Source organism: Olivibacter domesticus, from assembly GCF_900109575.1.
Taxonomy (GTDB): Bacteria; Bacteroidota; Bacteroidia; order Sphingobacteriales; family Sphingobacteriaceae; genus Olivibacter; species Olivibacter domesticus.
Genome location: NZ_FOAF01000001.1, coordinates 1,325,922 through 1,350,146, shown reverse-complemented (window position 1 = coordinate 1,350,146; position 24,225 = coordinate 1,325,922). Strand labels below are relative to the sequence as shown.

21 protein-coding genes are annotated in these 24,225 nt (G+C 40.6%); 7 read left to right on the top strand and 14 right to left on the bottom strand.

Translation table 11 applies throughout. The annotated features are described in order from the left end of the window. Positions 1-217: 217 nt before the first annotated feature. From BMY50_RS05775 to BMY50_RS05745, 7 genes are all read right to left on the bottom strand, one after another. On the bottom strand, positions 218-775 hold the full coding sequence (locus tag BMY50_RS05775) for a Crp/Fnr family transcriptional regulator (protein WP_202907749.1): 558 nt from the start codon (positions 773-775) through the stop codon (positions 218-220). A 3-nt stretch (positions 776-778) separates the two neighbouring features. Further along, entirely contained in the window at positions 779-1,300 is a 522-nt protein-coding gene (locus BMY50_RS05770) for a GNAT family N-acetyltransferase (RefSeq protein ID WP_202907748.1), read from the bottom strand. Between the two features lie 9 nt (positions 1,301-1,309). Further along, entirely contained in the window at positions 1,310-1,693 is a 384-nt protein-coding gene (locus tag BMY50_RS05765; protein WP_093320050.1) for a hypothetical protein, read from the bottom strand. 327 nt (positions 1,694-2,020) lie between these two features. After that, a complete protein-coding gene (locus tag BMY50_RS05760) occupies positions 2,021-2,947 on the bottom strand; it encodes a helix-turn-helix domain-containing protein (protein ID WP_093320045.1) in 927 nt (308 codons plus the stop codon). 12 nt (positions 2,948-2,959) lie between these two features. After that, positions 2,960-3,811: an NAD(P)H-binding protein gene (locus BMY50_RS05755; RefSeq protein ID WP_093320041.1), complete on the bottom strand. Its 852-nt coding sequence runs from the start codon at positions 3,809-3,811 to the stop codon at positions 2,960-2,962. Between the two features lie 117 nt (positions 3,812-3,928). Further along, the gene (locus BMY50_RS05750) at positions 3,929-4,405 is read right to left on the bottom strand and encodes a DUF4405 domain-containing protein (protein ID WP_093320039.1); all 477 of its coding nucleotides are present in this window, start codon (positions 4,403-4,405) and stop codon (positions 3,929-3,931) included. A 30-nt stretch (positions 4,406-4,435) separates the two neighbouring features. Then, positions 4,436-5,026 (bottom strand): NAD(P)H-dependent oxidoreductase, encoded by a 591-nt coding sequence (locus BMY50_RS05745; RefSeq protein WP_093320036.1) that lies wholly within the window; start codon positions 5,024-5,026, stop codon positions 4,436-4,438. 461 nt (positions 5,027-5,487) lie between these two features. On the opposite strand from BMY50_RS05745, the gene BMY50_RS05740 reads away from it, so the two are divergent. Continuing rightward, on the top strand, positions 5,488-7,293 hold the full coding sequence (locus BMY50_RS05740) for an amidohydrolase (protein WP_093320033.1): 1,806 nt from the start codon (positions 5,488-5,490) through the stop codon (positions 7,291-7,293). A gap of 90 nt (positions 7,294-7,383) precedes the next feature. After that, positions 7,384-7,953: a YceI family protein gene (locus BMY50_RS05735; protein WP_093320030.1), complete on the top strand. Its 570-nt coding sequence runs from the start codon at positions 7,384-7,386 to the stop codon at positions 7,951-7,953. 9 nt (positions 7,954-7,962) lie between these two features. On the opposite strand, the gene BMY50_RS05730 is transcribed toward BMY50_RS05735, so the two are convergent. The 4 genes from BMY50_RS05730 to BMY50_RS05710 form a co-directional block, all read right to left on the bottom strand. Continuing rightward, on the bottom strand, positions 7,963-8,859 hold the full coding sequence (locus BMY50_RS05730) for a flavin reductase family protein (RefSeq protein ID WP_093320026.1): 897 nt from the start codon (positions 8,857-8,859) through the stop codon (positions 7,963-7,965). 365 nt (positions 8,860-9,224) lie between these two features. Then, positions 9,225-10,112 (bottom strand): helix-turn-helix domain-containing protein, encoded by an 888-nt coding sequence (locus tag BMY50_RS05720; RefSeq protein ID WP_093320017.1) that lies wholly within the window; start codon positions 10,110-10,112, stop codon positions 9,225-9,227. A 195-nt stretch (positions 10,113-10,307) separates the two neighbouring features. Next, positions 10,308-11,312 carry an aldo/keto reductase gene (locus BMY50_RS05715; protein ID WP_093320013.1) on the bottom strand — a complete coding sequence of 335 codons (1,005 nt, stop codon included), beginning with the start codon at positions 11,310-11,312 and terminating at the stop codon, positions 10,308-10,310. Between the two features lie 110 nt (positions 11,313-11,422). Next, the gene (locus BMY50_RS05710) at positions 11,423-11,782 is read right to left on the bottom strand and encodes a nuclear transport factor 2 family protein (RefSeq protein WP_093320009.1); all 360 of its coding nucleotides are present in this window, start codon (positions 11,780-11,782) and stop codon (positions 11,423-11,425) included. Between the two features lie 262 nt (positions 11,783-12,044). Here BMY50_RS05710 and BMY50_RS05705 point away from each other — a divergent pair, with 262 nt between their 5' ends. Beyond that, positions 12,045-14,429, top strand: coding sequence for an ABC transporter permease (locus BMY50_RS05705; RefSeq protein ID WP_093320005.1), 2,385 nt, complete (start codon positions 12,045-12,047; stop codon positions 14,427-14,429). Between the two features lie 123 nt (positions 14,430-14,552). Here BMY50_RS05705 and BMY50_RS05700 read toward each other — a convergent pair whose 3' ends face one another. Together BMY50_RS05700 and BMY50_RS05695 are read right to left on the bottom strand one after the other, a co-directional pair. Next, positions 14,553-14,759, bottom strand: coding sequence for a helix-turn-helix domain-containing protein (locus BMY50_RS05700; RefSeq protein ID WP_093320002.1), 207 nt, complete (start codon positions 14,757-14,759; stop codon positions 14,553-14,555). Between the two features lie 3 nt (positions 14,760-14,762). Then, positions 14,763-15,242 (bottom strand): DUF2975 domain-containing protein, encoded by a 480-nt coding sequence (locus tag BMY50_RS05695; protein ID WP_093323622.1) that lies wholly within the window; start codon positions 15,240-15,242, stop codon positions 14,763-14,765. Positions 15,243-15,544: 302 nt separating this feature from the next. Here BMY50_RS05695 and BMY50_RS05690 point away from each other — a divergent pair, with 302 nt between their 5' ends. Continuing rightward, positions 15,545-18,043, top strand: a complete 2,499-nt coding sequence (locus BMY50_RS05690) for a glucosidase family protein (RefSeq protein WP_093319998.1) — start codon at positions 15,545-15,547, stop codon at positions 18,041-18,043. 40 nt (positions 18,044-18,083) lie between these two features. Beyond that, entirely contained in the window at positions 18,084-18,902 is an 819-nt protein-coding gene (locus BMY50_RS05685) for an apurinic/apyrimidinic endonuclease family protein (protein WP_093319995.1), read from the top strand. Here the strand turns inward: BMY50_RS05685 and BMY50_RS05680 are convergent. Continuing rightward, positions 18,899-19,777 (bottom strand): AraC family transcriptional regulator, encoded by an 879-nt coding sequence (locus BMY50_RS05680; RefSeq protein WP_093319991.1) that lies wholly within the window; start codon positions 19,775-19,777, stop codon positions 18,899-18,901. The two genes, BMY50_RS05685 and BMY50_RS05680, sit on opposite strands and share 4 nt — an antisense overlap. A 364-nt stretch (positions 19,778-20,141) precedes the next feature. Between BMY50_RS05680 and BMY50_RS05675 the strand changes: the two genes are divergently transcribed. Continuing rightward, complete coding sequence (locus BMY50_RS05675; RefSeq protein WP_093319987.1) at positions 20,142-20,966, top strand: phytanoyl-CoA dioxygenase family protein; 825 nt, start codon at positions 20,142-20,144, stop codon at positions 20,964-20,966. A 157-nt stretch (positions 20,967-21,123) separates the two neighbouring features. Then, entirely contained in the window at positions 21,124-24,210 is a 3,087-nt protein-coding gene (locus tag BMY50_RS05670) for a SusC/RagA family TonB-linked outer membrane protein (protein ID WP_202907747.1), read from the top strand. The last annotated feature ends 15 nt before the right edge of the window (positions 24,211-24,225 follow it).

Sequence of the window (24,225 nt, the reverse complement as noted above, 5' to 3'; positions counted from 1 at the left end):
TTTAGCAATAACTAAAACTCTTAATTACACTAGTGCGGTCAAACCAAACATTTAAACTAAACCGAAGAAATTAACTAAAAGGCCAACTAAGTAGAGTCGGAGGGAAGCCATTTAACAAAAGGTTATTTCCAATGGAGAACTAAGTCAACCAGTAAAAACAACCAAAATATAGGACATAGATATACAAAAGCAATTAGAAAATAGTGTATATATAAACCTATCTTCTGTTCCGTATTCTGCTCAAAGAAACAGCCGTAATACCCAAATAAGATGCGATATAATGTTGAGGAACGCGTAGTAGCAATTGAGGGTTCTCTTCAAGCAATTTTTTATACCTTATTTCGGGTTTATCTTGGATCCGTGAAATTAATAAATGCTGATATGAAGCAAGGCGACTGATTAAATACTTATTGAACAATTTTAGAAAAAATTCATCCTTTTGCAACAAATCCATTTCTTTTGAATCAATAGACAAAAGGATTGAATTTTCAATAGTCTCCATACTGTAAGAACAAGGAGTATTATAAAAAAAACTTTCAGTAGCACAAAATAGACGATTTTCGAAAAGAAACTGGAATGTAATTTCTTTTCCATTATTACTAGTCCATCCTCTGATTAAGCCCTTCTTTAACAAATAGAACCTATTGGAAACATGACCTTCTTGAATGATGTTAGTTCCTTTTTTATATTTTTTTTCTATACCTGCCTTGAATAGGTATTGATGTAATAAGTTTAGTTCCTGTTCATTCATTTCTGTCAAAATTCTTTTGTCCAAATTTTAAACACCCGCTTCGTTTAACTTTATTTCGAAGTAACAAACATCCGCGTTTTGGTAATGTGCGGGAAGGGTCAAAGCACTTTTCAATTTTTTTATACCCAAAAAATTAAATCCACATTTTTTATAATGTTGAATCAGTTTTTGGTTTTCACCACAGGTGTCCATCCGAATATATTTTTTATCCTTTGCAAATGCTTTTGCCCAATCAACAATCATCATTACATAATTGTGGCCTCTGAAGTTCGGATTTGTTGCTATTCTATGAATGTAGAGAGAAGATGTTCCATCGTCATCCTCCCAAATTTCCGGGTCGCTGTATGAAATTGCCCAAATGCAGGCAATCTCGTTATCAATAATTAACTTGAATTGCCTATTTTCAGCAACTTCTTCATCTATTAATCTTCTATCAAATTCTGGCCATTGGTTTTCGGGAAACTTCTCTTTCTGAAACGCTGTGGCTAATTTATAAAGTCTAAATATTTCACCTATGTCTTTTTCTGTACTATTTAAAATTCTCATCATTTGTTGATATTATAGTGTAGATCCTAAATTGCTTTCGCTTTTGTCACCTTCTATTAACAATGTCAATTCATCGCATTGGATAACTTTACCATTCTTTATCTGAAATTCTGCAAAAACTTTATGTTTTACCGATTCTCCATTTTTGAGAATACTATTTACATAGTGTTTGGTGAAAACCGAAGTTTCATTGCTAGCAATGTTTGAAAATTGTACATCCACCTGTTGAAGTTTGTCTTTTAATTTTCGGATGTGCTTTTTAAAGGTGTCAAAATCTAACGTTTGGTCATCCACCATCTGAACATAATCTTCGCTGAAGTATTTATCGATCAACTTTTCATCGTAATTCTTATTTTCAATGGTATCTCTGAATAATCCTTTTATAAAATCTTCCATATTATTTTTTTACAAAATTACAGTGAATCGGATAATCAAAACGATAACAATTGTAAAGAAACCTAAAATGATTAATAAATTATAAAAATCAACCAGAAAATTGAAATGCAAACTCTTTTGCTTCGAGAAGGCCCGCATGAAGTGCTACGTGAATATTTTCAGGGAAGACCGCATGACTTTATAATAGGAGATTTTGGAACCGAACAAATATTTAAGTCCTTCGCTCTCGGAAAGGCATAAAGAGCTCTCCGAAGTTGAAATTAGCACTTAATCTGCATTACGCAGAACCTACGTTATGAACAAGTAGCTTTGTCGTCCTTTTTATTATCAGTTAAATGATTGCCTGAACCTCAAAGGCGAAACCCTTGTTTTTGCCTTGAAAAATTTGCTGAATGATTGTAAATGTTCAAAACCCAATTCGTAAGCTATCTCGCTCATGGAGAGGTCAGTGGTAGATATTCTTTCTTTAGCCCTCTCAATCAACTTGTCGTGAATGTGTTGCTGCGTGTTTTGTCCTGTAAGCGTTCTGAGTAAGCTACCTAAATAACTTGGCGAAACGTTTAATTTATCTGCAACGTATTGAACCGTCGGCAAACCTTTTGAAATCAGATCCTCGCTATTAAAGTAGCCTATCAATAATTTTTCCAAGCGCGCTAAAAGTTGATGATTGGTTTTTTCTCTTGTAATGAACTGACGGTTATAAAACCGTTTGGAATAGTTAAGCAACGTTTCAATCTGAGAAATGATGATTTGTTGGCTAAACTTGTCAATATTGGAACGATACTCTTGCTTAATATTTTCTATAATTCCGTTTAACGTTGCTTCTTCTTTCTCCGATAACAGCAACGCTTCATTTACCGAGTAATCAAAAAAATCATACTGTTTTATACTCTTTGCAAGTGGCGTATTCCAAATAAAATCAGGGTGTACGAGCAACATCCATCCTGAGGATTCTCCGGAATTTTCTTCCTCACTAATTTCCATATGGAGAACCTGATTGGGTGACATAAAAAACAGCACACCGTCATCTTCAAAATCGTAGTGTAGTTGTCCATATTTATACTTTACACCTGTCATGCGTTTCAACGCAATAAAATAAAAATCAAACACCGCATTCATGGCACTTGGGTTGGGCAATCCGATAAAATCGTCCTTTGTTACTATGCTAATCAACGGATGTTCAGGCTTGGACAAACCCCGTAATCGATGAAACTCGCTAATTGATTTTATTCTGATTGGTTTTGTATTTGCCATATACAAAGATAATTATTGTTCATTGTATACTTTTGCAAATTCCTTTGCAAACGCTTTCAATTTTGTCTTTCCCAGTTCAGGTCGGTGTTTCATATAATTCTCAAATGTTTTTCCGCTATGTGTCTCCGCCTGCATTTTCACGAAATCATGTGCAAGCTGCTGTGGAAAGCCCGATTGAATTAAACCGTTTAACAGTTGCTCTTCAGGTAGCGCTATCCATTTCAGCTCGGGCTTGCCAATGGCTTGGCCTAAAATTTTTGCTGCTTCATCACAGGTCAATTCTTCGCTTGCCACATAGCGGGATTTTTTTCCTTGAAACGGGGTATTCAGTTCTTCAAAAGCCACCTCAGCAATATCATTTGGCGAAACAAATGCGATTTTATCATTCCCACCATAGCCGGCCATTAGTGCACCATGCTCTTTTATGGTTTTAATATCATTGTAAAAATTAGTGTAAAAAGAACCGGGACGTAGTTCGATGACCGTTCTGTCTGACAACTGGTTAAGCAACAGAGAGTCACCAGTATCAGCCGCCCAACCGGTTAGAAATACAACTTTTTCAATCTTGTTTTGCTTGACCGCTTGCACATAATTAGTTTCAATTTTTTTGAAATAAGCCGCTTGGTTTTCTTCCATAAAGTTGAAAGGTATCATACAATACACAGCGTCCGCATGTGCAAAAGCTGTTGTTAGAAAATTAATGTCTTCTAATGAGCCGATTGCTGCTTTTGCACCAATGGATTCAATTTCTTTTTGTTTGTCGGCTTTACTGCTGATAACCGTTACCAAATGTCCTTTTGCAATCAATGCTATTGCAAGTGGTTTGCTGATGTTGCCCAATGAGCCTGTTAAAACGATATTCATATGCTGTCTTTTTTTGTTGATACAAAAGTGCAACGCTGTCAAAAAACAGATGTAGCCAAAACGACTGTTTTTTAAGTCAGAATGAACAGTCTCTATCCATTGTTGATTTCAAAAAGTTTAATCCATTAGTAATTCAATAACTTCCTGTGGATCTGTTTCATTTTTTTTCCAAATATCCTCAAGCGTTTTTATGTCGCTTATTTTATACCCCTTTTCTTCTAACTTTTTGATTGCTATCAGATAGTCTATGTTCAGAATTTTGCATGATTCTTTTAAAGGCGCTTTAAATGTTTTGTCAACAATAACAATATCTAATGGGAGTTGCTTTCGTTCTAAATAAACAAAAGTTAACGTTAATGCTGTTACAGCAATGGTTGCTGGCATAAATACTTGTTTCATAAAATGTACTTTTAAGCCTTTCCAATTTAGTGTAATGTGTAAAATTGCGGCAAGTACAAATCCAATTCCAATTAATTCATGTGCAACTTCAGTATATCCATCAAATAGATGGAATAACATAAAAATCCCTGTAATAGCTAAGACTACAAATAGCAAAGAGATGAATGGTGTTACATATTTTCGGTCTAGTTTCATGTTTTTTAAATTATTTTTTGTTATTAATGTCTATTTAAAATCTGTAAATCTTTCTTCTAAATCATTTAACCATCTTACTCTCTTTTCGTGAGTAACTGATTTGACCATATTATAACTAATCCAATTTAGGTTCTTATATCCCATCGTTTTGAAAACGCTTCTAAGCATCACTTTCCGAATCAAATTTCCAATGAGTAGCGAATACATTATTTTTGGTTTGTTCATTGTGGTAACGAGGGTAACACTTTTTAGATTTTTTAAAAGCGGAACGAGTCCGAAACCCCTTGGGTGATGGTCATACACAACACCTGGAGATAATACCCTGTCTATAAATCCTTTGGTTGTAGCCGGCATAATGTCCCACCAGATCGGAAAAATAAAAATCAGATGGTCTGCCTTTTTTAATCTTTCGCAGTAATCGATTACTTGCGGGTCTATGGGTTGATGTGCTACAAAGGCTTTTAAATCTTCCGCAGACATTCTTGGGTTAAATTCATCCCGGTCAAGGTGTATCAGGTCAATTTCGTGATTGGCTTTTCGAAGCCCATTGGTTACTACACCAAGTATGGCGTTGCAGTAGCTTCCTTCATAAGGATGGTTATATACAATTACTGTTCTCATTTTTACTGTTCAGTTACAATGTAAAATTGAGAAGGATCTTAGCCACCAAACGATAACAATTGTTAATAAAATCTTTTTATCGTCTGTTACGCACCCTACAGCATTAATTCTGTTCTCGAATGAGATATATTTTACTGACGACCATTTCATCGGGTATCACAGATGTACTATTTTCGATCTAGGATTTTGCCATTACTTCGGTTTAGTCCTTATTACAATCGCAGTAGCAGCCACTGCTAAGTTTATGGTTATTGATTTATTAAACTCAAAAATTAGCATATTAAAACAAACGACATCAACTTACCAAACCGGCTGTCATTCCTGATACGTAGATATTTGTCGATTGAATTTTCCGGCAAATGTCATCTTCCAACATTTTGAGGAAAATTAACTTTGAATTAAATATCCGAGTGCCTTTTAATGGATTACAGGACAACAAAAATTAATTTTAATAGTAAAATATGAGAAGACTAATCGTTCTAGCAATAGCTATAATCAGTATTGTACATAGTAGAGCACAATCCACTGAACAATTGATCGGTGCCGATATGATCGTGTTTAATGCAAAAATTACTACCGGAAGCCTAACCAAGCCCGAAGCTTCTGCACTTGCAATAAAACGAAGTAAAATTTATGCTGTAGGCACAGATGTCGAGATATTAAAATTGAAAGACAACAGCACCAAGCTCATTGATGCAGGAGGTAAGCGTTTGATACCGGGTATCAATGATGCCCACATCCATATACTGAATGAAAGGAGTTACAATTACAATGTCAGATGGGAGGGCGTACCGACACTGAAGCGTGCATTGGAAATGTTAAGTGAGCAGGCAAAACGAACTCCTGAGGGCCAGTGGGTAAAAGTGATCGGTGGTTGGTCGCCGTACCAGTTTAAAGAACAACGATTACCCACCATCGAAGAAATCCGGAAGGCAGTTCCGAACAGACCCGCGATTGTGCAGTATGCTTATAACCGAGCATTTTTAAATGAAATGGCTATGAAAGCTTTTGGAGTAGGTACCGATCGTTTTCCAGCATTGCCGGGTACGGTATTCGAAAAGGACGAGAAAGGAAATTATACAGGGGTCGTAGATGGATATACATTTACGTTTATCTCATTGGAAGCGATGGTGCCACAGCCTTCAAATGACGAACAGCTTAGTTCAATTGCAAATACGATAAATAGTCTGAACCGTTTTGGAGTCACTTCAGCTGTCGATGGGGCCTCTTTGATCGGCCATCCTCACGGACATACTCAAATACAACAACTGGCGAAGGAAAATCGTCTAAACATAAGGATGCCATTCATTGACCTTCAATATGGCGATACGAACAGCGCCAGTTTGGTAGATGCAGAAATTAACGCGGTAACCAAGAAATCCCCAATCAGTCCGGGAGAGAATCTGCACCCAACTATGGCACATGGTCATGAATATGAAGGTGCCGGCGAGTTGCTTAGAATGGAACTACATGACCATGAAAATTTCGACAGGCCAGCAGTAGTTATCGATAAGGAAATAATGCGCCGTTACATTAAAGAGGATATTACCAAGCTTGTTGAGAAAGGAATTCCTTTTCGCATGCACATTAGCTACGATGAAAATATTACTCCCTTTCTCGACGAACTCGAAGCTATAAACAAAAAGACACCATTAGACGGTTTACGCTGGAGTATTGAACATGCCGAAACGATATCTCTGGAGAATGCTGCCAGAATAAAAAAACTAGGCGGTGGTATCGCGTTAGATACAAAACTGGCCATGCACGGCGAAGCTTTTGTAAAAACCTATGGGGCGGAGAAAGCATCACAAACCCCGAGATTACGTGAGTTGTATGACAGCGGTGTTCCGCTTACGATAACCACGGACGCATTTAGGGTCGCTTCCTTTAATCCATGGATTGGCATAAGTTGGATGATTACAGGAAAATCCGTGTCGGGCACTGAAGTACTGGCAAAAAATAATCGGTTAACAAGGGAAGAAGCATTAAAATTATTTACAGTCGCGCCAACCTGGATTGAAGATCAAGAGCGTGAAATGGGAAAAATCATTCCGGGTCATTTCGCAGATTTCGTCTTGCTTAATAAAGATTATTTTACGATACCGGATGATGAAATAAAAACAATCTCCTCCTTATTGACAGTCGTAGACGGCAGGGTGGTTTTTGGCGCAGACGAGTATAAAAGCCTGTCTCCGAAATTACCTGAAACACTTCCCGTATGGTCGCCATTCAAATATTATGGCGGGTTTTATAATAACAAGGATTAAAGTTTATGATTTAGAGACCCTCTTTGCCAACTTTTCTGTCAAACAGTGCCAATTTTGATTGGCACTGTTTGACAAAACAAAATTCTATATATGAAAACATTTAAATTAACTTTTTTTCTTGCGATTACAACGCTGTACGCTACGGCACAAAATTGGAAAAGCGACCCAGAGCATTCAAGATTGGGCTTTAGGGTTGAGCATATGCAGATTTCAGAGGTCAACGGTATCTTTAAAGACTTTGAAATAGACGTTAAAACAGCGAAGCCAGATTTTAGTGATGCCGTAATAGAATTAAGGGCTGAAACTGGCTCAATTGATACCGAGATAGAGGCACGTGACAAGCATCTAAAAGATAAGGACTTCTTTGATGTTGAAAACTATCCAACTATTCAGTTTAAAAGTAAATCGATATCAAGAATCGATGAAAATAAATATTCCGTTACTGGAATGTTAACGATGCACAATGTAACCAAACAGGTTACGGTGGAGATGGTACACAATGGGACAATAACCAATTCAGTGACGAAAAAAAGAACGGCGGGTTTTCAGGTTACCGGTATGATAAGTCGTTCTGATTTCGAAATAGGTAGCAAGTTTCCTGCAAAATTGGTAGGTGATAAAGTTTTTATTATCGTAGATGCTGAGCTGCAGTTGCAGTAGGATGATCTGTTACATCAACAACACTTTCCAGGCATCCATTACACGGCCGTTATCTAACAAATGCTTGGCTTTTAAATGTAGGCGTAAGGTGCGGTTGTGGCTGTCGATGGTAGCATCAAGCAGTTCTTTCATTTCATCCGTTTTGCTAAAGGCTTCAACCTCCTCATCGGATGGTAGCGTTTTAACAAGCCCCAATAGCCCCAAATTATTTCCAGTTAATACCGTAGAGTTTTTAACCTCTTTCGGGAAAGCGTCTACGCCCATACCTATTCCAGCATAATCTGTTGGTTTGGCAATTTTAAATAAATTATTGCCGGTTATTCTACAGTACCAATCACCGCCTAAACGAGCCACCAGATCTATTTTATGAGCGTCTATTTTGCCATTAGCATCCAAAATTTCTTCATTGATATGAATTCGTTTCACCTCGGCAATAACCAAATTACCCGCTCCTCCGTTTTTCCCTAACGATATCACATCATTTACTACACATTCCAATTGAACGGTCGATTCCGCTACCCTGGGTGGCTTTACCGTCTCCGAAGCCAATTCAGTAAACCCTGCTTTCGAAAACTCATTTATTCCTCTTGGATAATCTATACTAGTTAAATAGGTCTGTTGAACCATATCATAGTTCACAATATTAATCACACATTCAGGTATTTCCAGAACGTTTTCAAGTGTATGCTTAGTGGTGTTATCCCGCGCCCTGCTTGTCGGCGAAAAAACGCATATCGGTGGATTGATGCTAAACACATTAAAAAAACTAAACGGACTTAAATTAACCTTGCCGTTTTTATCAATAGTGGATGCAAAACATATTGGCCGGGGTGCAATGGCATAGTGCAAATAACTTTGCATTTCCGTCGGTGTTAATGATGACGCATCAAAAGTTTTTAACCTCATTCAAATTTTTATTAACGTGCGTTCGGGGTAAGAAAAGTATAGGCCGCCAATAACCAGCCAATCTGTAATAACTGATAAGAGATAAAAAATGCGCGATATTGCCTGTTTCGGTGATGATTAAACCTCGTTCGATTAATTGTTCTATTTGTTGCTTAATGGTAAAGGCTTTCTTATCATACATTAGTTATCGGGGTCTATAAAGCAAAAGACACGCCCTGGGACGCTGTTCTGATGGATAGCGCGGCGTGTACTGTTAATACAAAGATAAGCATTTGCTGTTATATGTCAAACTTTACGTTAAACTTGCACATAGATGGGTCGGGAGCTGCGAAGAATATCTGCCGGACAGAGTTTGTCTCCAGTAATCAGTTAAAAGCCTGACGAAATTCCTGTGGTGATAAATTCGTCTTCTTTTTGAAAAGCGTGCTAAAGGATTGCGCATGCTCAAAACCCAATGCATAGGCAATCTGGCTGACCGAAAGACTGGTCGTGGAAAGTTTTTCTTTAGCTTTCTCAATCAGTTTCTCATGAATATGCTGCTGTGTGTTTTGCCCGGTATGAACCCGAAGCAGGTCACTCAGGTAGTTCGGCGACAGGTTCATCTGCGCAGCAATATATTGTACCGTGAGCAAACCCTGGACGTCGCTGTTGTAGTAGCTATCGATCAACTGCTCGAACCTGGCCAGCAGCGCTATATTATTATTCTTGCGGGTCAAAAACTGCCGCTCATAAAAACGGTTGGAGTATTTTAGCAGACTCTCTATCTGCGTCAGAATGATCTCCTGGGTATGCTTATCGATATGCTGGCACTCTTTATCAATTTTATCGAGGATCATGATCAGGTCATCTTCTTCCTCGGCCGACAGGTGCAGCGCTTCGTTAACCGCGTAATCAAAAAAACCGTAGTGATGAATGCTGTTCGCCAGCGTATGCTGTAACAGGAAGTCTGGGTGAAAGATCAGGAGATAACCAGACCCGCATTCCATATGTTGCAGGTCCAGTTGTTGCACCTGGTTAGGCGCGGTAAAACTCAATACCCCTTTATCGTAATCATAATGCTGCTGGCCGTACCTGATCTTGCCTTTGGCTTCGCGTTTGAGCGCCACGCAATAAAAGCGGTTAACGAAACCTTTCCAGATATCGTCTTCCAAAAAAACACTTTCCGCCAGATTGATCACGCTCACCAGCGGGTGGCGAGGTTCGGGCAATGAAAGCAGTCGGTGAAATTCTGATATGGAGTTAATAGCATTCATACACAAACTTAGATAAATTGCCTTTTATATACAATTTACTGAAACAGTATATAAAAACGGTTATCGATCTCTCATCTGCCATTGAGAACTTAATTTATAGATGAAACCGAGATGTGAATAGTAATTGACACACAGGGCAATTATTATTTACTCGAGCTCTCATCAGCCATTAAAAAGAAAATAATAGGATGAAAATTAATCAATTAAGCCCATACTGAACTCATCATAAGGTGCGCCCGTGTCTGTTCCCAAAGGTACGATACTTTCCAGTTGTGAAAGATCCGTCTCTGTCAACTCAATAGTAGTTGCCGCCAGGTTTTGCTCCAGGTACTTTCTGCGTTTCGTTCCCGGAATCGGTAAAATCCCCTTGTTCATGATCCAGGCCAAAGCTAGCTGCGAAGAAGTGACGTTCTTTGCTTCAGCCATGGCTTCAACAGCCTTGACCAATTCAATATTCTTATTAAACATTTCACCCTGGAAACGCGGGATCGCTCTGCGGAAATCGTTCTCCGGCAGGTCATCAATGCTTTTGATCTGCCCCGATAAAAACCCACGGCCCAACGGTGAGTAAGCTACAAACCCGATACCCAGTTCATTTAATGTTGCTAACACCCCACGTTCTTCCACCGTTCGTTCAAATAAAGAATACTCGCTTTGTACAGCGGTGATCGGGTGCACGGCATGCGCCCGCCTAACCGTTTCAGATGATACTTCCGACAGACCGATATAACCTACTTTACCTTCTTTAACCAGCTCGGCCATGGCTTCAACCGTTTCCTCGATCGGCGTATTTTTATCCAGGCGGTGTAGGTAATACAGATCGATGTAATCGGCATTGAGATTCTTTAACGAACGCTCTAAAGACTTCTTTACATAGTCCCTTTTACCATTGATGGCCCAGGTCACTTTATTGTTGTCATCGATTTCCCAGCCGAACTTAGTGGCCAAGATATACTGATCGCGTTTACCGCTTGTTGCCTTCGCAATGAGCTGCTCGTTTTTCAGCGGCCCGTACAGATCGGCAGTATCCAAAAAATTACCGCCCAACTCAAGCGAATGGTGAATCGTCGCGATGGCTTCCTGCTCATCTGCAGGGCCGTACATATGTGCTTCTTCAAAACCCGTCATGCCCATACAGCCCAGGCCGATTACCGGTACAACCAAACCCTGGCTACCTAATGCAATTTGTTTTATTTCCATGATTCAAAGGTCGGTAAACCAAATCCCGCGCATGTATGCAAACCCCTGAAGCTTGTAAGCAAATCAAGGAATGATTTTTTAAATGTGATCAGTGGTATCGAAAACTCCACTCAGCAAGGTACGCTGCTTGCAGTAATTACTTTCCAGCCCCCGTTAAATAACTTCCAGACTCTGGTAAATTTGACACGGCTTTCAAATGCCTGGTTCAGATAAATGCCACTGATCTCTTTGGTGACCACGACCGTGCAGGTATCTCCGAATAGGTGCGACTGCTGGTCTGAGGCAACTAGCCCGGTAATTTTTAAATCCCCGCTGATGTGAGGGGCTAGATCCTCCTTTTTGGAAAGCACCATTCCCAGATGATTAACAAATATCAGCTCATCGTGAAGCAACTGATCCAGTGCCTTTAAATCGCTGTTTAAGATGGCTGCAATAAGTTGTGCTTCTAACTTTAAAATTTCGCTCTCCATAGCTGTTTGTTTTACATTTGATACCGCTAAAAGTATAAAATTAATTTAGAAATTAGGTTTCTAACAGTACAGCTTTCTTATCATTGGTTTGATTATACTTGATCAAGATTCTTTGAGAGCGGAGTGTCCGCATCCGTACACTAAGGCCAAAAGTGTTCGAATCCGCACACGTTCGGAAGCAACGAATCACCACGTACACCATTTGAAGTCAATTTTTGACCGCTGGCAACGTTCTTGTACCTTTGTTTGAAACTGACCGGCAATGATACGAAATTACTGGAAGATCGCTATAAGAAGCCTAAAGCGTAACAAAGTCTATACCTTGACCAATGTCTTCGGCCTGACGCTGGGGATCACCTGTACGATCTTTATCTTTTCCTTGGTAAAGCATCACCTGAATGTTGATACCTTTCACACAAAAAAAGATAGGATATACCGCATAGTAACGGAAGATCACCTTGAGCAAACCGTGTATAGCCCAGGCGGTCCTCCACCGGTTGGAAAGGCCTTCAGGGACGATTATACTTTTGCAGAGAAAGTAGCACGGGTATTTGTACGAAGGGAACGAATGATCTCCCTTCCGCTCTCCCCAGATAAGCAGAAATTCCAGGTGGAAGAAGGCATTGCTTTTGCTGAGCCAGATTTTTTTCATATCCTGGATTTCCCCTTGGCACGAGGCAACAAAAACACCGTTTTAACAGAGCCCAAAACAGCTCTGGTGACCGAGAGGATAGCAAAAAGATTTTTCGGCGAAACAGATCCCATCGGAAAAATCATTCGCCTTGATAACAAGCTTGATTTCCGGATCGACGGCATCCTGCAAGATCTCCCAGAGAATACCGATCGACGGCAGGAAATTTATCTATCCTTCAGCAGTCTCAAAGATTACAATCCCTGGGCCGGAAATGATGACAACTGGCTTAGCTATGCTGATGAAATGCAAAGTTTCGTTCTGTTAAAGCCGGGTATCTCGCCTGCCAAGGTCAATGAGGCATTTCGTACTTTTTCGAATAAATATTACGAGGGTGATTATGTAAAGGAATATCAGTTCCGGCTCCAACCTCTTTCGGATATCCATTTCAATCCAGACTTCGATGGCAAGATATCCAAGACAAACCTTTGGGCATTGTCGCTTATTGCGATTTTTCTCATAATAACTGCATCCGTAAATTTTGTCAACCTAGCTACCGCACAGGCCTTGAACCGCGCCAAGGAAATCGGCATAAGGAAAACGTTGGGTAGCTTCAGAAATCAGCTATTCTGGCAGTTTTTAATCGAAACCGCGCTTATTGTTCTTATAGCCATGATCCTCGCTCTCACCCTGTTGTATTGGACTCTTCCTTTCGTTAAATCATTGTTTGAAGTACCTATCACCAGCAACTTTTTTCAAGATAATCATTTACTCCTCTTTTTGCCGTTATTTTTTCTTCTGATCACTTTTCTTTCGGGTGCATATCCCGGTTTTATTCTAGCCGGCTTCCAGCCGGTACTTGCACTTAAAGGAAAAATATCCCAACGGCATGCAGGGGGATTTTCACTGCGAAGGGGACTGGTAGTAACCCAATTTACGATTTCCCAGCTCCTCATAATTGGTACCCTGGTCGTTGCGTACCAGATGCAGTTTACCCGGCAGACAGACATGGGGTTTTCCAAAGACGCCATCGTAACGTTGTCTCTACCGACCAATGAAAAATCGACATTAAGTACGCTCCATTCTGAGTTTTCCAGACTAGCGGGAGTAGAAAAGGTGAGTTTTTGCACGCAAGCTCCGGCCAGTGAGGGCAGCAGCAGTTTTGAGATTGTGTACGATACCCGCACTGAAAAGGAAAACTACGATGTTGTCTTCAGAGGGGGAGATGAGCAGTATTTATCCACTTTCGGACTGGAACTATTGACGGGACGTAACCTATACCCTTCGGATACTGTCCGTGAGTATCTTATAAACGAGACCCTGGCAAAAAAACTAGGAGTCTCCAACGAGGGAGTGATCGGAAAGAATGCCCTAATTAATGATACGAAAGGCACAATCGTTGGCGTAGTCAAGGATTTTCATAATCAATCTTTCCATACAGGTATTGATCCACTTTGCATCACAACACAAAGTAACTGGTACAATCGGATTGCTGTAAAGATCAACCCTTCCGATTTGCGACATACGTTGGAAGCGTTAGCCCCGGTTTGGAAAGAGGCCTTTCCCGATCATGTCTATGAATATGATTTCTTGGATGAACAGATTGCCCGGTTTTACGAGCAGGACTACAGGATATTGCTTTTAATCCAGACCTTCGCTGGTATTGCGATTATAATCGGCTGCTTAGGTTTGTACGGTCTTGTCTCTTTTATGACCACCCAGAAAACCAAGGAAGTTGGTGTACGTAAAGTGTTGGGAGCAAGTATAAGAAACATCCTATGGTTGTACGGAAAAGAGTTTGCCCGGCTGTTACTTATTGCCTTCCTGATTGCAGCACCTGTGGCTTGGTGGATAATGAATAGTTGGCTGGAAAACTTTGTTTACCGGATCAATATTAGCGCTGGCATCTTCATAATGGCTGTTGCGATCACGTCGGTAGTAGCAACGCTGACAGTCGGCTATCGATCATTGAAAGCAGCCTTGATGAACCCGGTGAAATCATTGCGGACTGAATGAGCTTATTGTAAAATTGTTATGCGCATATCGTTTTTCCGATAAACAAGCCGTCTCTTTAAACCACTATTTCAAGTTTGGTAGCGCTAACTTTCTTTTGAAATGCTTAAAACCAAATGTAGTATTTTAATCACTTACATATTCCAAAATGTCACCAGGTTGGCAGTCCAATGCTTTACAAATTGCCTCTAAGGTGCTAAAGCGTATTGCTTTTGCCTTCCCTGTCTTTAAAATAGAAAGGTTAGATAATGTCAAATCAACTCTTTCTGAAAGCTCATTCAATGAAATTTTTCGCTTTGCCATCATCACGTCTAAGTTTACAATAATTGGCATAGCTTAAATTGTTAAGTCATTTTCAGATTTCATATCTATCGCATTTTGTAAGAGTTTTTCAAATATTGCCGCAGCAGTTGCAACTACGATAGAAACAAAAGTAGTCACGATACACATGGCAAGAAAACCCGCAGGGTCGTCTTCTTTATTGTGAAATAGCATGATGTATAGCCCTCCTAACACAATTAAAACACTTAGTACAATTGCACAATATTTTATACTCTTTAAAGTCTTTACAGCGTTTGAAGAGAAAACTTTGTTTTGTCCAATGTATCCAAGTAATCTAAACGCTTTGTATAATGCAATAAAGAAAGCGATTGATGCTGCGAAGCCATATAAGATGAACGAGTCAAAGTAAATGCTGAACAAGTCCAAGTTTGTGGCTCTTCCCTCAGTCAGGGGAAACCAAATCAAAATGGCAAGTGCTACCATGCCAATGAGCACGATGACAGCCTGAAGAAAAATTATTGAAATCCGTTTCATAATTACGCTGAAATTATGTCGCAAATATAATAAATAATTATTGATAAACAATAAATTTTTAGTGTTTTTCAAAACAAATATCTTTGTCTTGTTAAAATGATCTATAAATTCAGCATTTGTAACCTTTATCAATTAACCTAATAAATGAACATCACAGAAAACAAATAAAGCATTGCGTGCAGAAAGGTAATATCAGAAAGTACAAAGAAAAAGACTTTTCAGATAAATGATCTATTTCGTATATATCATAGATTTGAAGAATCTTTTATATTTAATGATAACCGAAAGAAACCTTGATGTTCATGAAATTCAGCTTATGCCTTTCTGCCTGTTTATTTTATTTTCAGCTTGTATGTGATGCTATTGATTTTAAGCCTAAAGGAATTGACCATAATCCAGCTATGAAAACAATTACCTTGAGCACACCGGACAGCAAGCTTGCCATTATGATTGATTATGCACGGGGCTGTGTCATAAAAAAGCTTGATTTAAATGGTAAAAATAAGCTAGCTCATTCAGGAGCATATACCGGATTTCGTACACAACAAGAGACCTTTTCTTCAGCAAATCCACAACATAAAGTCCGTGTTACAGAAAATGCAGATGGTATAACTGTAAGCAATATTCACTTTGGCAATACCGATTTAGGTGTAGATGAAAAATGGGATTTTAGATTGGAGGACAATAGCATCGTGTGGGAAATTACTAGAACCTATGATCAGGATACGCAAATAGAGGAACTATCATTGCCAAAATGGAACTTTTCGAACCTTTCCACCTGGAAAGGAGGTATTTTTGATAACGGAGGAATGGTATGGTGTAAATACCTGAAACAAGAGAATGACACGTATGGCGTGCATACCGGTGGCGTTACCTTCTGGAATGAGCATTCGCCCGACGCACTGCGTATAGGATGCAATGTTGTGGCAGGGCAAAAGCTAGCAGCGAAATATTCGCACGGTGAAAACGGCACTTTTGCAGTCACACAATCAGTCAGCGAAAAGCCTTTGCAACAACGCTACCATTTGAGTCGTTTTGTGGCGCAGAAAGCAGATGTTTTTGCTCCGGTAGAAGTGAAAAAGGGTACGGTCAGTATAACGCTTGCGCTAAAATATGTGGATTATCTGAAAGAATATTCAAGGGGTGAATTGCCGGGTATTGATGCAGAGGCCGTGCGCGAACTGATGAATACCACAGGTCGATATGGTGTAGTCGACAATAACATTGTTGGAGCAAACGGCTGGCTCACCAATTGGAAGTGCCTGCACGAACCATTTTTTGCCCAGATCGGAATGGCCTTAAACGATTCAAATTATGTTAAAAACATGTCGGCAACCTTAGATCAGGAGCGGGATCAAGCTATGTTGCCAAACGGACGTGTGCTGTCGCGCTGGCATAATGTTTCCGGTGACGAAATACCAGGCACCTATAATACTGAAACGGGCTATTACGAGGCCAAGTGGGGGTACACCGTTGATTCACAAACAGGCTATGTTATCAATACGGGAGAACAATTTGCATTGAATGGAGATATAGGTTGGCTGCGTGGCCATCAAACCAGCTGTGAAAAGGCACTTGATTGGTTGATTAAGCGCGACTCCAATCAGAACGGAATCTTTGAAATGATGAATAATGGGCTGGGTGAGCAAACAGCGAGCGACTGGTTGGATATCGTGTGGGCGAGTTTTGAAAATGCCTTTGTGAATGCACAGCTATATGAAGCCCTGATACGTTGGTCTGCATGCGAGCGCACACTGGGCAACCCGCAAAAGGCAGATTATTATGCCGGTGTAGGGAAGAAGCTGAAGGAAGCCTTCAATAAACCTGTGGAAGAAGGTGGGTTCTGGCTGCCAGCTAAAAAACAATACGTGTATTGGAGGGATCGGGATGGTTCCGTGCATGGAGACAACCTAGTGACCCCGGTAAATTTTGCGGCCATCGCGTTTGGAATATGCGATGATCCGGAACGGATAGCCTTCATCTTGGATCAGATCGAAGAACGGTCGGAAGCAGAAAAGCTTTTTCACTGGCCCCTGTGTTTTGATTCGTTTAAAAGGGAGGAAGTAAGTGATGGCAACTGGCCTTTTCCCAAATATGAGAATGGTGATATATTCCCAACATGGGGATACTTAGGGGTGAGAGCTTATGCAAAATATGATAAGGACCTCGCCTTAAAATATATACGAAATATCCTTAAACAATACAAAAAGGACGGGCTTTCATCACAGCGGTATAGCAGAGCTACCCAACTTGGTTTGGGTGATGATATTCTGGCCGGTATCTGTACCAGTATTACCGCCCTTTATAGGGATATCTATGGCCTGCGTCCCGAATGGAATAGGATGGGCTTGGAACCGAATATGGTTGCTTCATTAAATGGTGCAAAATTTCCTTATATCCTTCGTGGAACGACCTATCAGGTTGAATTGCGTGTAGACGACTATCAGCTTTCATCCGAAGGCTTTTCTGTCAGGGGAAATGAGTCGTTCGGTGCGATGAAAACCAAAAATACCCTTCGTTTTTATCCACATAATAGGGAAGAGGTAATGATGGATATAGAAGAGTTGGCAGGGCAGCGCATTGATCTGGTGGTCGATCTCTGGAAAGAGGACGTAATTTCCTGGCGTATAACATCGCCAGGCGAATATAAAATAACGCTTAAGGGACTACCGCGGGGAGCGGCGTACGAGTTATGGATGGATGATCAAGTTCAGTACGTACAATCATCCGAAGAGGGTCTTCTTTCGCTTAATCGGATTTGTAAATCAACCACACGCTTAGTCCTGAAGAAAGGAGTTTAGCGACAGATAGGTTTCATTCCATATGCTAATATTTTTCAAAATGGATATAAAAATCTTCAGTCCGTTATGGGGGCACGAACATTTGGAATACAGAACGTTTCTTGAAAAGGTAAGGGAAGCAGGTTATGACGGGTATGATTTGTGGATACCAGCGCGTAAAGCGGAGAAGCATCTGTTGTTTGATTTTCTTCAGCAACATGGAATGAGTATGGTTGCCCATCAGCATGCCGCAAATGGCAGCACTTTCGATAAATTTAAAGCATCTTATGCCCAGAAGTTATTGGAATGTGTTGAGCCACAACCTTTGCTGATCAACTCTCATACGGGTAGAGACTACTTTTCATTGGAACAAAATATTGCGCTAATAGACATCGCAGAGGAAATTTCAACGAAAACAGGCATTGCCATTGTCCATGAAACGCATAGAGGACGACTTGGTTATTCGCCTCAAATGATGAATACCATCTTTAATTTACGCAACCGGCTTAAGATAACAGCTGATTTCTCGCATTGGACCTGTGTGACGGAAAGCATGTTAGAAAATTTTGAAGATATATTGAATGAAGCTATTTTGCGTACACGGCATGTTCATGCCCGTGTGGGGTACTCGCAGGGACCTCAAGTTCCCGATCCACGGGCACCGGAATGGCATGATACATTACAATGCTTTTTAAGCTGGTGGGATCGGATAGTAGCGGTTAATACCAACATCGGCACAAAACTATTAACCTTTACCACTGAATTTGGACCGGCGCCTTACATGCCCATTTCTCCCTTCACCGGTAAACCATTGGCCGATCAGTTTGAGATAAACTGTTTTATGAAAGACTTGTTGCATGATCATTATCGGAAAAATTAAAGACCATTTATCCGGAACCACTTAGGAGACACACCATTTTTTTTCTTAAATAAGCGCGAAAAGTAAAAGATGGAACCAAAGCCCGTTTTATAGGCAATTTCATTGATGGTTAAATTGGTAGACGCCAGTAGTTCTTTAGCTTTATCCAAACGCAAATCAAGATGATATTGATTAGGAGATATTCCGGTCATCTCTTTGAAACTTTTCCTAAACTTAGAATAGCCCATCGGTAGTTCCTTTACCATCTCTTCTAAATTGATGGGGTTTTCAATGGATTCCTGTAAAAGAAATTTCGCTTTGGATATTAACTTAGATTGATGGTCAGTATCTTGCATCCGATATTTAGATATGGCATTCAGCAAACCTAATATCTGTAGGGTGATGCCCGTGATAATTTGTCTATAACCTACTTCGGCTGCAATCACTCTTCTGATGAGATCATGAAATAGATACAAAAGTTCTTCATTCATACCTACTTCAATGAAAGGGTTTTCCGGTGTGAAGATGCCTTTTTGCATCAACTGATCAGGGTAGCTGCCCTTGAAACCTACCCAGTACTCTTCCCAGCCAGAGTGGGGATGGGGCTTGTAGCGATGCCAGATCCCCGGAAAGAGAAAAAAACAGGTGCCCTCTTTGATTTTTGATGCTTTTGTTCTAGCAGATTCCAGCACGCCCTCACCTTTGGTGATAAAGACAATATAGTAGCCATCAAGAATTCTTCCTTTATCCCATGTGAACGAATGATCGATGGGGTGCTCGCGATTATTAGGGTAGTTTTTATTAGGGCCAACCTTGGCTGAACCAACCGTGTTTACGTGAAAACCCCAGTCTTTTTCGAAGCTGCTGATACTAAGATATTTGCGGTAATTCTCCATTCAGTTTCTCTCTAAGCATAAAAATAAAAGATTGTTTCAGAAAGTGCAAATTATAAAAAGATGTTATTAGTGATGAAATGAAAAAGAAATTACCTTGTCAGATTAGACTGTAATAGGGGCTGAATGATTTGAGTAACGTATTGATTTGCGTTTTATTAGTGGCTGTCACAAAAAGTATGGAGAAAGGCAATTGTTTATTTAGATGAATGAACCAATCAAATTGAATTTTTCTTTTTGAATTTCTAACTCTTATATATATCAGAAAGTATAAATAAAAGTGTTTTTTGGTAAAGCGTAAAAGGTAAACCTTTATTTATTTTTGTTTAACCGGTTAACAATTATTTACCATCAAATAAAGGAGTATATGAATACAACAATCACCCCAACGCAAGTTAAGTTTTATCAGAAAAATGGATATGTCATTATAGAAGATTTTCTCAATAACGAGGAGCTGGAAAAATGGAGAATGGCGGTTGCTGAAGCGATAAAAGAGCGGAAAGGTCAGAAAATCCCGGGAAAAGAAGGGCGAGTTGGTGAAGACGACGGCATTAATGAAGATGCGGAATATTTTGGCAAAGTATTCGATCAAATGATCAACCTTTGGCAAACTAATGGAAAAGTAAAAGAGCTAATGTGTAACCCAAAGATAGGCGAAATGGCAGCTCGTTTGGCAGGAGTAGATAGCATTCGGATTTGGCATGATCAGGCGTTGATAAAGAAACCTTGGGCGAACGCTACTTCCTGGCACTTAGATACCCCTTTTTGGTCATTTTCAGATCGAAGGGCACTTTCTATCTGGGTGGCATTAGATGATGCTACCTTAGAAAATGGTTGTCTTTTCTTTATTCCGGGTTCACATAAAGAAACAGGCTTTGAAAATCCGGGAATCGGGAGAAATATGGATTCGATATTTTCCTTCTACCCATCTTTTATCGGTGCAAAGTCGGTGGCTGCACCCATGAAAGCAGGCAGTTGCTCCTTCCACAATGGGTTAACCATCCATGGTGCACATGCGAATATGACGTCGGGAAGGCGTGGGGCAATGACTTGCGCTTACATGCCCGGGGGTAATGTTTACAATGGAATCCCGAATATTCTGCCAGAGGCGTACCTCAGTCAACTTAAGGTTGGAGATCCGTTAGATAACGAAAACCAGAATCCGCTCATATTTACAACCAACGATCGATAGCCAAATTGGAGATGTCGCAAGCTTTTCAAGTAAGTTCATAGGGCTTGAGGGAGGCAAATTTTTAAAAATACCTATACCAAAACTGCAAAAGAATTTAGCACATATCTCCATCCTGTGGTGATATGGGTTAAAAAAGTAAACTAACCAAAAACTAAATATGATGAAAAGATGTGAATTGCTTTTGATGGCGAGGTACTATGTCTTGTGCTTCGTTGTGTTGACAGCCGTTATTTTGCCAACCTGGGCATCTAGGCAAAATAACGTTAGCGGTAATGTCGTCGATAGCGTATCGGGGATGGCTATTGCTGGCGTCACCATCGCCTTGAAGGGGAGTACCCAGCGAACTACGACCGATACAAACGGACATTTCGTTATAACAGCCCGGCCCGATGCGGTGCTGGTATTTTCGTCTATCGGATATAAAGCAACCGAGATACCCATCAATAGTCGGTCGTTATTAAACGTAAAAATGATATCCACAAGTGAAAACCTCAATGAGGTTGTAGTAGTAAGTTATGGTACGCAAAACAGAAAAGCAATTACCGGAGCGGTGAGTCAACTCAATGTGAGTGAAGTGAAGGATATCCCGGTAGCCAATATTGGACAAAAGTTGCAAGGGAAATTTACCGGTGTTCAGATCAACCAGAACTCTGGGGCGCCCGGAGCGAACATGTCTTTCCGTATCCGTGGAGCAGCATCGATCAACGCAGGGAACAACCCCTTGGTAGTGATAGATGGCTTCCCTTCGATGAGTGGATTAGAGACCATAAGTCCGAATGAAATTGAAACCATTTCCGTATTAAAAGATGCCTCAGCTGCTTCGCTTTATGGGTCCCGGGCTTCCAATGGAGTAATCCTTGTTACAACCAAACAGGGTAAGCTTGCCAAAAGTATTGATTTTTCAGCCTTTAACGGTGTGATGGTGGTACCTGAGAAGGGCCGACCGGATTTGATGAATGCACGCGAGTTTGCGCAATTTAAGAAAGAGTATTATGAGGATGCAGCACGTTATGAAGGTTACACCGGAGGTGTACCCGAAGTTTACCAGCATCCAGAACAATACGGGACTGAAGCGGGAACCAATTGGTACGACGTTTTGCTCCGGAATGCGCATGTACAAGATTATAATTTGTCGTTATCTGCAGGAGGAGAACATTTGAGATCATCAACCAGCATAAGCTATAATAAGCAGGAAGGGGTGGTATTAAATACTTTTGCCAATAGGCTCAATGCGCGCACGAACAACATATACAATGCAACCGACAAGCTAACCATCGGCTTCAACCTCGCTGGTACTTTTCGTCGCAGTCAGGTGACTCCAGGGTTGGATAACGGTAGAAATATTATTCAGCAGGCGTTCTTAATGGATCCAACATTGGAATATAAAAATCCCGACGGAACTTACCCTATCGCTTTCTCACAGCCGGGCATGTTCCCAAACCCCAATTTTTACCGGGTTTTAACAGAAAGGATAAATCCAACCGAACAAACGGCTGTATTGGCAAATGCTTTTGCCTCGTATAAGATATTGCCAACCTTAGAATATAAACTTAGTGTAAATGGCAATACCGAAAATGGCGTTAACAGGTCTTTTACGCCCTCTACCGCGCAAGGCGGACTAGGGGGAGCACCCCCACAACCACCGTCTGGCAATTACAATACCACTAAATTTTATACTTGGCTGGTAGAGCACACGTTGACCTATCGGAAGACTTTTGTGAAGAAGCACAACATTGATGCCTTTATAGGGTACACCTTCCAAAAATTCGGATTGGAAAACAGCAATATCCAAGCAACAGAATTTCCTGACGATAATGTACAATGGATCAACGCTGCGACAACCAGGATCGGGAATGTGGAGCATACAGAATCATCCCTGTTGTCATATATCGGAAGGTTGAATTATGACTTCGATAATAAGTACTTATTGTCGGTCGCCTTTAGGAGAGACGGCTCCTCACGCTTTGGCTCAGATAAAAAATATGGAAACTTTCCTTCTATATCCATTGGCTGGCTCGCTTCTGAAGAAGGGTTTATGAAAAATATTGACCAGATCAGCTTACTCAAGTTAAGGGCAAGCTATGGTAAAGTGGGCAATAACAACATTGGAGATTATACCTATCTAGCCTCCGTGATTTCGAATAATTACGTATTCGCCGATCAGGTGACACCTGGGAAGACTTTGAATGGTATCGGTAACTCCTTCCTTACCTGGGAAACTACTGCCAGTTATGATCTGGGTATGGAACTAGGACTTTTCAGTGGTAGGCTGAACTTTACGTACGACTATTACTGGAAGAAAACCGATGGATTGTTATATGCGATAGACATACCGGTACAATCCGGTTTCAATAGCATTACTTCCAATATTGGACGTTTCGATTTTTGGGGACATGAGTTAGCCATTGCGTCCATCAACCTCAACGGTGCTTTAAAATGGACAACCAATCTTAATCTTTCATTCGATCGGAATAAGGTTGTCAAATTGGGCACGAACGATGCACCAATTGGGGGCTATAGTTTGTATTGGGATGACAATCGTACGGCAGTAGGTAATCCCATCGGTTTGTTTTATGGCTATATAAACACAGGAGTATACATGACACAGGAAGAGTTCGACAGCCAGCCCCATGGTGCAACAGACATGGTGGGTACGGCTAGGTTTGCAGACATAAGCGGTCCAAATGGGGTACCAGACGGTATCATAGATGAAGATGACCGAACTTTTATTGGTAATCCGAATCCTGATTTTACATATGGGCTGACAAACACCCTCAGTTATAGTGCTTTTGACCTAAGCATCGTGATGGCAGGATCAGTAGGGAATGATATTGCGGATGATTCGTTTCAGTCGACCGAGAACCTGGATGGTGTATTTAATGTGCGTCAAGGCGTTGTCAACAGGTGGCGGTCTCCTGAAGATCCTGGGGACGGTGTTTATCCAAGAACGAGAACTGGTACAACCGCAAGCTTCCGGAATTTTACCTCCCGGCAGGTCTTCAGCGGTACCTATCTCGCCGTCAAAAATATTACGTTGGGTTACAGATTACCATTAAAAGCAACAGGTAGCATAAAGCGCGCTCGTATTTACTTCAGTACACAAAACCCGTTTATTTTCAGCAAATACCCGGGGATGAACCCCGAGGCAGGTATCTCTGGCTTGAATGGATTAAATCAAGGACGCGATTTTACTGCTTATCCCATAGCAAAGACCTATACATTTGGATTAAACGTAAGTTTTTAACTTAAAAGAATGAAA